Here is a 9,178-nt window from a genome sequence, read left to right on the forward strand (position 1 = left end):
ATGTAGTCGACGTTTGGCACGCTTCGCCAAACCGGTATCCTGCCCGCAAATGGGTGCAGAGTAGCCAGGGACCAGCGGGAACGACTAACATAGTTGAACTTCTATTGAACGTCGTCAAGGGAGCCGCAAATGCTCAATATGATCCTGGTTAGCCTGGGTGTTCTCCTCGCCTTCTCCTTCGTTGGTGCACTGGCCTACTTTTACGTACAGGATGTCACGCAGGAAAAGCACGCCGTATTGCGTAATTTTCCGCTGGTCGGCTACCCGCAGTCTTACACCGGAATGACTGGGGACTGTAGATATGATTTGCCTTGGGATTAAAGGGGTCGAAGACTTTCCTTCACGTTGGCCATGGCACTGCAGCCGGTCTTGATCCGCACGTTCAGGGTGACCGGGCTGTAGGGCGGGAGATAATCGGGGCCAATCAGCGTGGCATCGAGAGGATACGGAACAGCCCGCAGAAACCACCCATGAGCCAAAGGACATCTTCGCGCTTCACCACTCGCTATGCTTCAAGTCCCCGCACAACTCAGCCTCTACAGATAGCGAAACATCCCTCCCCCAGCCCGTGAATCCGAGCCCTCGCCCCTGGATATGACGACGATGCCCGAGTCGGTGACGTAGAATCGGCGACGATCGGCTTCAATATCGTAGCCGATACAATCCCCCGCCTCGATCACGTTGTAGCGGTCGACGATGACGCGCCTGAGCCGCACACCCTTGCGCAGAACCGAGTAGTCCATGACGATGCACTCGTCGAGTTCGACATCCTCTTCCAGCAGTACTTCGCTGCGAACGATCGAATTGCGTATCCGGGCGCCCTTGATCAGGCCGCCAGAACTGATCATGCTGTTTTCTATCTCGGCCCTGAAGAATCTTGGCGACGGTCCCTGGTAGTTGCTTGAGCCGATTCGCCATTTGGGATTGAACATGTCGAACTTGGGTTCGACACCCAGAAGGTCCTGGTGCGCCTGAAAAAAGGCATCGATCGTTCCCACGTCGCGCCAGTAGCCCGGTTCCTCATAGTCGCGTATGCCCGGGACTTCGTTTTCACCGAAATCGTAGGCAAACACCCGCTTTGTCTTGATCAGGCGCGGCAACATATCCTTGCCAAAATCCTTTTCACCCAGACGTTTTCCCTCCTTCAGCGCCTTGCTCAGAACATCGGCGTTGAAAATGTAATTGCCCATTGAGGCGAAGGCGCGCGCAGGATCATTCGCCATGGGAACAGGGTTGACGGGCTTTTCGCGGAAATTGTGGATGACCCCGTCGGCATCGGCGTCAATGATGCCGAAGGCCGAGGCCTGTGCGATCGGCACCGGCAGCGCCGCGACCGTTACGTCGGCGCCGCTGCGCAAGTGGAAATCAACCATCTGGCGCACGTCCATGCGATACAGGTGGTCGGCACTGAACACCGCAATGAGGTCCGGCGCATGCTTCTCGATCAGTCTCAGATTCTGATAAACGGCGTCGGCAGTACCCTGGGTCCATTCAGGATCCTCGCGCATCTGCGGTGGAACAACGGTGATGAACTGTTCGGGGAAGATCGGGGCCAGCACCCAGGAGCGGCGAACGTGCTCAATAAGTGACTGCGATTTGTACTGCACCAGGAGGTAAATGGTAAAAATCTTCGAATTGATCAGATTGGAGAGTACGAAGTCGACAATCCGATAGCGGCCGCCGAAGGGAACCGAGGGCTTGGAACGATGTTCGGTCAGCGGATACAGACGCGAACCTTCACCGCCGGCCAGAACCACCGCAAGAATATTGAGCCTGTTCATCATCCCTCTTTCGTAGAAAGAGCAAAGCGATAACGCCCACACGCTACGATTCAGCCTGCGTGTAGCGAGCGCATCTCATTCGCCTGACCCATAACTAACGTAACCCGCCTGGTGGGGCAACTTTTTAAATTCTATTGCCTGATCGTCTGGCCTCGAAACCTTATCACCGTAGACGATGTACTCATGATTGTCGAGTCCGCTTGGCGAATCAGGTCAGCGATGTGTGCTAATCCTGGGGCAGATTGATCGGGGTGACGAGATCCTTCTGGCTGATGGCGCTGATGCCAGGTGTTCCAATCACGAGGGTCAGTCGGGCAACTTCATCGTTGAATAGATCAGATTACAATCTGACACAAGAAACTTTCCGTTGCCCTTAGCACTCTCAGTCATGGAGTGCTAAAATTCATTCAGGAACATAAGCAATGAGGTGGTGATTCAAATGATGGAAGCAATGACTTTTCCGACAATCTCTGCGGCAGGCAACATTGAGGCCTACATTCAGGCAACGAAGCAGTTTCCCATCCTTACGCAGGAAGAAGAGGTTCGGCTGGCGACGCGTTTCCGCGAGGATGACGATCTGGAAGCGGCGCGCCAACTGGTTCTCTCCCATTTGCGCCTGGTGGTTTCTATTGCACGCGGCTACCTTGGCTACGGTCTGCCCCATGCGGACCTGATCCAGGAAGGCAATATCGGTCTGATGAAGGCGGTCAAGCGCTTTGACCCGTCGCACGGTGTGCGTCTGGTTTCTTTTGCCATGCACTGGATCAAGGCCGAAATTCATGAATATGTGCTGAAGAACTGGCGCATGGTCAAAGTGGCCACAACCAAGGCGCAACGCAAGCTGTTCTTCAATCTGCGCAGCATGAAACCGGGCAGCGAGGCGCTGACGCCGACGCAGGTTGCCGATGTCGCACATCAACTGAGCGTCAAGCCGGAAGAAGTGGTCGAGATGGAATCACGCCTTGCGGGGCACGATCTGGCACTGGAATCGAGCCATGACGACGAGGATACGTTTTCTCCGATTGCCTACCTTGAAGATAACCGCAGCGAGCCGACGCGGGTGCTCGAATCCCGCGCCCGCGATCATCTGCACGGCGAGGCGCTGCAATCGGCGCTGTCCGGCCTCGATGAGCGCAGCCGGCGCATTGTTGCAGCGCGCTGGCTGAGCGACGATCCGGCAACCCTGCACGATCTGGCTGCCGAATTCGGGGTCTCAGCCGAGCGCATTCGCCAGATCGAAACCAAGGCCATGCAGAAGATGCGCAGCAGCCTGGCGCCACTGGTTGCTTCTGCCTGAAGAAGCCGGGTGCCCGACCGGGATCCCCGGAAATGCCGTTCAGCCAGCGCTGAACGGCATTTTTTTCCTGACAAATCCCTGCGCATGGCGTTTCGAGCAACGACTGGCGTAAACTGCCCGGCTGTCGATTTATAAAGTTTCCACCATGCCTCGTTCCACTTCTCGACCTACCCTGAAACTTCCTCCCAGACCCGCCACGTCGAGCGTGGCCGATGACCCTGTAGTGCGCGCTCGCAAACCGGTTCACGCAGGATTCAAATCAGCGCAACAGTCCCTTGCGAAACGCGCCGGCAACACGGTCAAAGCGGCGCAACCCGTCGCCGAAACCGTTGAAAATTACCAGGGCAGCGACAGTCCGCGCACTACTTCGCTCTTCAACAAGGACGCTACTCGTGCGCCGGAATTCGAGGTGAAAACCATGCCCGCCGAAGCAGCGCTCGGTAACGGAGAAGTGCCGCGACCGGGTAAATTGCGCGTAGCGGAGCAAGCCAGGACTTATCCCAAACGCGGCATCGCCCGCAGCACCGGTGCTCGTGCCCTTCCTCCGGCCCGAGCTAACGGCGAGCCGCTCGCGCCGCGACTGGAAACCGGGCGGATTCATTCCACCCCACTCTCGCAGTCGCCATTGCCAGCACCTCCGCTTCGCCGCGAGACACCGCCAACACCCCAAACTGCCCAGGCGGGAGCGCTACGTCGCCCGCTCAAGGAGCCGCCGCGCTTGTCCAAACGGATCTGCGAGATGAGCCTGTGCTCGCGGCGTGAGGCGGATGAATGGATCGAAAACGGCTGGGTAAGCGTCGATGGTGTGGTGGTCACCACGCTTGGTACCCGGGTGCACCCCGGCGCACGGATCGAGATCAAGGACGCCGCCAGCGCGCACCAGACCGAGAGCGTGACCATCCTGTTCAACAAGCCGCTTGACGTGGCTAGCGGGCCGTTTGAAGGCGATGGTGAAAATGCAGTGCTGTTGATCCGCCCCGAGAATCGCTGGCGTGAAGACGATAGCCGATACCATTTCAAGGCCACTCATTTGCGTGGACTGGCGCTGGCGGGCAAACTCGAAGCCGATGCGACGGGCATGCTGGTATTCACCCAGGAGGGCAGCGTTGCCCGCCGCATAATCGGTGACGATACGCGTCTGGAAAAGGAATACATGGTGCGGGTCGAAGGCGAACTGACGGCAGACGGAATGAAATTGCTCAACCAGGGTCTTGCGCTTGACGACGTCAAACTCAAGCGCGCTCAGGTGTCCTGGCAAAGCGAGCAGCAACTGCGTTTTGTGCTGCACGAAAGTCGTAAACGACAGATTCAGCGCATGTGCGAGCTGGTCGGCTTGCGCGTGACCGCCAGCAAGCGCATCCGCATCGGCAGTGTGTCGCTGGGCAAGCTCCCCGTCGGCCAATGGCGCTACCTGCGCGACAACGAACGTTTTTAGACACGACATGAAGCACGTCGTAAGCCATGTTGAAACCAATGGACATGAAAATCTGGTCATTCCGGCGCAGTCAGGTATCCAGTGGTTTCCACTTGATTCCGGGTCAAGCCCGGAATGACGGGCCTATTTGTGGGTTTCTCCGTGCCGGCTTGCCGGGAGGTTCGTACTTTTCGTGCACTTTCCTGGCGTTGCGGCCGGTTTGTCGGACTCAAATGAGGTTTACACGATGACCATCAGCAGCCGACTTCTCGGCCAGGCACTCGTCGTGGTGTTGCTCGCTGCGTGCAGCGAAGCCGGTAAGGATGCAAGTTCCCCGCCAGTGCCCGGCAAAGCAGCGCTGACTGTCGCTACGACCACGCCACAAGCAATTGAGTGGCCACTGACACTCAAGGCCAGCGGCAACATCGCGGCCTGGCAGGAGGCCATCATTGGCCCGGAAATCAATAATTACCGGATTACCGAGGTACTGGTCAACGTCGGCGATGTGGTGAAGAAAGGCCAGATTCTGGCGCGCATTGCGCCCGAAACGGTGGAAAACGAATTGGCCGAATCACTGGCCATGGTCGCTGAAGCCGAAGCCACCCTCGCCGAAGCCCGCGCCAACAACGAGCGCGCCAGGCAGCTTCGGGAAAAGGGCTTTTTCAGTCCGCAGCAGAACACCCAAACGCAAACTGCCGCCGACACAGCGCTGGCCCGCCTCAATGTCGCCAGGGCACGCCTGAAGACTGCGCAACTGAAGCGTTCCAAGGCCATCGTGCTGGCGCCGGACGACGGAATCATCTCGGCACGCGCCGCGACAGTCGGAACCTTGACGGAAACCGGCCAGGAACTTTTTCGTCTGATACGTGGCGGCCGGCTCGAATGGCGTGCCGAAGTCACATCGGCTGAACTCGCTCGCCTCAAGCCCGGCCAGACGGCCACGTTGAGCGGCCCGAACGGCGATGTGCTTGAGGGCGTGGTACGCGCCATAGCGCCGAGCGTCGACCCGCAAACGCGCAATGCGCTGGTTTATGTTGACCTGCCGGCGAAAGCGGCACAGGTGGTCAGCGCCGGCATGTTTGCACGCGGCGAATTCCGCCTCGGCCAGAGTTCGGCGCTGACCCTGCCGCAATCCGCCGTGCTGCTGCGCGAAGGGTTTGCCTATGTTTTCCGGGTCGAAAATGACAAGGTGACGCAGGTCAAGATCGACACCGGTCGGCGCAACGGCGAACGCATCGAAATCAGCGGCCTCGATACCCAGGCTCAGGTGGTCGCCAGCGGTGCCGGCTTTCTGGCCGATGGCGACAGCGTACGCATCGTTCCGGACAGAGCCGCTAGCGGTTCGTCGCCATGATCAACGTTTCAACCTGGTCGATCCGCAATCCGATCCCGGCGGTATTGCTCTTCCTGATGCTTACCGTGCTTGGCCTGATGGCCTTCAAGGGAATGAAGGTCCAGCAATTTCCGGATATTGACCTGCCAACGGTCACCGTCACCGCCAGCCTGCCCGGTGCCGCGCCGGCGCAGATGGAAACCGAGGTGGCGCGCAAGATCGAAAACTCGGTAGCCACCCTGCAGGGCATCAAGCACATCTATACCAAGGTGCAGGACGGCACGGCCATTGTCACGGTCGAATTCCGACTGGAGAAACCGACGCAGGAAGCAGTCGATGACGTACGCGATGCCGTTTCCCGCATCCGCGCCGACCTGCCGGGCGACCTCAAGGATCCGGTGATTTCCAAGGCCAACCTGGCTGGCGCGCCGATCCTCACTTACACCGTGGCCTCCAGCCGCCTCGATGACGAAGCGCTGTCCTGGCTTGTTGACAACACCATCAGCAAAGCCATCCTCAGCGTCCGTGGAGTTGGAGCCGTCTCCCGCGTCGGTGGCGTCACCCGTGAAATCCGCGTCGAACTGGATCCCGGCCGCTTGCTGGCCTTGCGTGTCACGGCCGCCGATGTCTCACGCCAGCTCCGCCAGATCCAGCAGGAAGCCTCAGGCGGAATTTCAGATATCGGCGGGATTGAGCAATCGGTGCGCACCATTGCCACGGTGCAATCGGCTGAGGAACTGGCCGGCCTGGATATCGTGCTTTCCGATGGTCGGCGGGTCCGTCTGAACGAACTGGCTACGGTCAGCGACACGGTGGGCGAACTTCGCTCGGCTGCGCTGCTCAATGGCAAACCGGTAGTCGGCTTCGAAATCGTCCGCGCCCGTGGTGCCAGCGAGATTGATGTCGCCAAGGGCGTGCGCGAGGCGCTGGAGAAGCTGAAGACCGCGCACCCGGATATCACGATTACCGAGGCCTACAATTTCGTCGACCCGGTCATCGAGAACTTCGGAGGCTCAATGGCGCTGCTGATCGAAGGCTCGCTACTGGCCGTCATCGTCGTCTGGCTCTTCCTGCGTGACTGGCGCGCCACGATCATTTCGGCCACGGCCCTGCCGCTGTCGATCATTCCGACCTTCGCGGTGATGTCTTTCATGGGCTTCACGCTCAACGTCGTGACCTCGCTCTCGCTGTCGCTGGTTGTCGGCATCCTGGTCGATGACGCCATTGTCGAAATCGAAAACATCATGCGCCACCTGCGTATGGGCAAGACGCCTTTTCAGGCGGCGATTGAGGCCGCCGACGAGATCGGCCTGGCGGTGATCGCCACCACCTTCACGCTGATCGCTGTCTTCCTGCCGACTGCCTTCATGAGTGGCGTGCCCGGCAAATTTTTCGTCCAGTTTGGCTGGACGGCAGCCATTGCAGTCTTTTTTTCGCTGGTCGTCGCGCGCATGCTGACACCGATGATGGCGGCTTACATCCTGCGTCCGCCGAAAAATGAGCATCGCGAACCGCGCTGGCTGGCGATCTACATGGGCTGGGCGTCGTGGTGTATGAAGCACCGCATAGCCACCACCCTTGCCACCATCGTTTTCTTCTTTGGTTCCTTTGCGCTGGTGCCGCTGCTAGCGACGGGTTTCATTCCGCCCGACGACCTGTCGCAAACCCAGGTTTATCTCGCGCTGCAACCGGGCAGCACCTTCAAGGAAACCTTTGCCGTCGCTGAACAGGCGCGCCGCATTGTCGAGCAGAATCCAAACGTGAAGATGGTCTATACCGCCATTGGCGGCGGGGCATCCGGTAGCGATCCCTTTGTCCCGCGTGGCGCGTCCGAGGTGCGCAAGGCCACGCTGACCATCAACATGACGCCGCGAGGCGAACGAGGTGGCCTCAAGAAACAGGCCGTCGAACGCCAACTGCGCGAGGCACTGGCTGATCTGCCTGGCGTACAGGTCAAGGTCGGCTTCGGTGGATCCAGCGAGAAATACGTTCTGGTGCTGGCCAGCGAAAACGGCATCCTGCTGACCGGGCACGCACGCCAAGTCGAGCGCGAACTGCGCACCCTTCCCGGTATCGGTGGGGTCACCACGACGGCCAGCCTGGTCCGCCCGGAACTGGTTGTCCGCCCCGATTTTGGCCGCGCGGCCGACCTCGGCGTCACCTCGGCGGCGATTGCCGACGTGCTGCGCATTGCCACCGCCGGCGACTATGACCAGAGCATTGCAAAACTGAACCTCGCGCAGCGCCAGTTGCCGATCATTGTCAAATTGCCGCCGGAAGCGCGCCAGGACTTGAGCCTGCTCGAGCGCATGACGGTTCCAGGCAAAAATGGGCCGGTGATGATCGGTAACGTGGCCTCGCTCTCGCTATCCGGTGGGCCGGCCGTGATCGACCGCTACGACCGCCTGCGCAATATCAATTTTGAAATCGAACTGAACCAGCAACCACTCGGCGAGGTGGAAAAGCAGGCGCTGGCCCTGCCCAGCCTGGCCAAACTTCCGCCGGGCATCCTGCAAACCACAGTCGGCGACGCGGAAGCAATGGGCGAACTGTTCTCCAGCTTCGGCCTGGCGATGCTGACCGGCGTGCTCTGCATCTACGTTGTTCTGGTACTACTGTTCAAGGATTTCGTACAGCCGCTAACGATCCTTGCTGCGCTGGTACTCTCGGTACCGGGCGCCTTCCTGGCCTTGTTCGTGACGCAAACGGCGCTATCGATGCCGTCGATGATTGGCCTGATCATGCTGATGGGCATTGCCACCAAGAATTCCATTCTGCTCATTGACTATGTCATCCTCGCTCGTCGCGGCATTGACGGCAACCCCGGACTCGACCGCTGGCACGCGCTGCTCGACGCCTGTCGCAAGCGTGCCCGACCCATTGTGATGACCACCGTTGCCATGGGCGCCGGCATGCTGCCGATCGCCATCGGACTGGGTACCGACCCGAGCTTCCGCGCCCCGATGGCCATTGTCGTCATTGGCGGACTCATCACCTCGACCTTCCTCAGCCTGCTGGTGATCCCCGTTGTCTTTACCTACGTCGACGATGCCATTCACCTGATTCGGAAGCTCTTGTCCAAACAGCGCAACTCCGCTTAGACCGTCTTTTAAAGCGCAGATCAGTGTGCTGCCAATATCGTAAGCCCTGATCCCCTGGACCTGCTCACCGAAGTGTGGCCAAGGCTCGCTGAAGAACAGCGCAATCAGGAAAATTAGCCCGACTTCCGCTATTCGCGGGGGTTGAAACGGCTAAGTGATTGAAATACATAGAAGTCGAATCAGAAGGTCGGCACTACACGACGCTTGGTGAAAGTGGCTTGACGGGTAATGGCACAGCGATTTTTGGTTGAG

The 9,178-nt window shown here is 59.3% G+C and carries 6 protein-coding genes; 5 read left to right on the forward strand and 1 reads right to left on the reverse strand.

The features are described 5' to 3' along the window. Positions 1-129 precede the first annotated feature (129 nt). Positions 130-321: a hypothetical protein gene (locus JNM42_RS03985; RefSeq protein WP_294266529.1), complete on the forward strand. Its 192-nt coding sequence runs from the start codon at positions 130-132 to the stop codon at positions 319-321. Between the two features lie 215 nt (positions 322-536). Here JNM42_RS03985 and JNM42_RS03990 read toward each other — a convergent pair whose 3' ends face one another. Continuing rightward, positions 537-1,784 (reverse strand): glucose-1-phosphate adenylyltransferase, encoded by a 1,248-nt coding sequence (locus tag JNM42_RS03990; RefSeq protein ID WP_294266532.1) that lies wholly within the window; start codon positions 1,782-1,784, stop codon positions 537-539. Positions 1,785-2,220: 436 nt separating this feature from the next. Here JNM42_RS03990 and rpoH point away from each other — a divergent pair, with 436 nt between their 5' ends. The 4 genes from rpoH to JNM42_RS04010 all read left to right on the forward strand — a co-directional run bounded on the left by rpoH (position 2,221) and on the right by JNM42_RS04010 (position 8,926). Next, on the forward strand, positions 2,221-3,078 hold the full coding sequence (gene rpoH, locus JNM42_RS03995) for an RNA polymerase sigma factor RpoH (protein ID WP_294266534.1): 858 nt from the start codon (positions 2,221-2,223) through the stop codon (positions 3,076-3,078). Positions 3,079-3,301: 223 nt separating this feature from the next. Next, positions 3,302-4,513 carry a S4 domain-containing protein gene (locus JNM42_RS04000; protein ID WP_294266537.1) on the forward strand — a complete coding sequence of 404 codons (1,212 nt, stop codon included), beginning with the start codon at positions 3,302-3,304 and terminating at the stop codon, positions 4,511-4,513. A gap of 226 nt (positions 4,514-4,739) precedes the next feature. Next, positions 4,740-5,846, forward strand: coding sequence for an efflux RND transporter periplasmic adaptor subunit (locus JNM42_RS04005; protein ID WP_294266539.1), 1,107 nt, complete (start codon positions 4,740-4,742; stop codon positions 5,844-5,846). Beyond that, positions 5,843-8,926, forward strand: coding sequence for an efflux RND transporter permease subunit (locus JNM42_RS04010; RefSeq protein ID WP_366504399.1), 3,084 nt, complete (start codon positions 5,843-5,845; stop codon positions 8,924-8,926). Before JNM42_RS04005 ends, JNM42_RS04010 begins: the two co-directional genes overlap by 4 nt. The last annotated feature ends 252 nt before the right edge of the window (positions 8,927-9,178 follow it).

The organism is Propionivibrio sp. (assembly GCF_016790145.1).
In the GTDB taxonomy this organism is placed as follows: domain Bacteria; phylum Pseudomonadota; class Gammaproteobacteria; order Burkholderiales; family Rhodocyclaceae; genus Propionivibrio.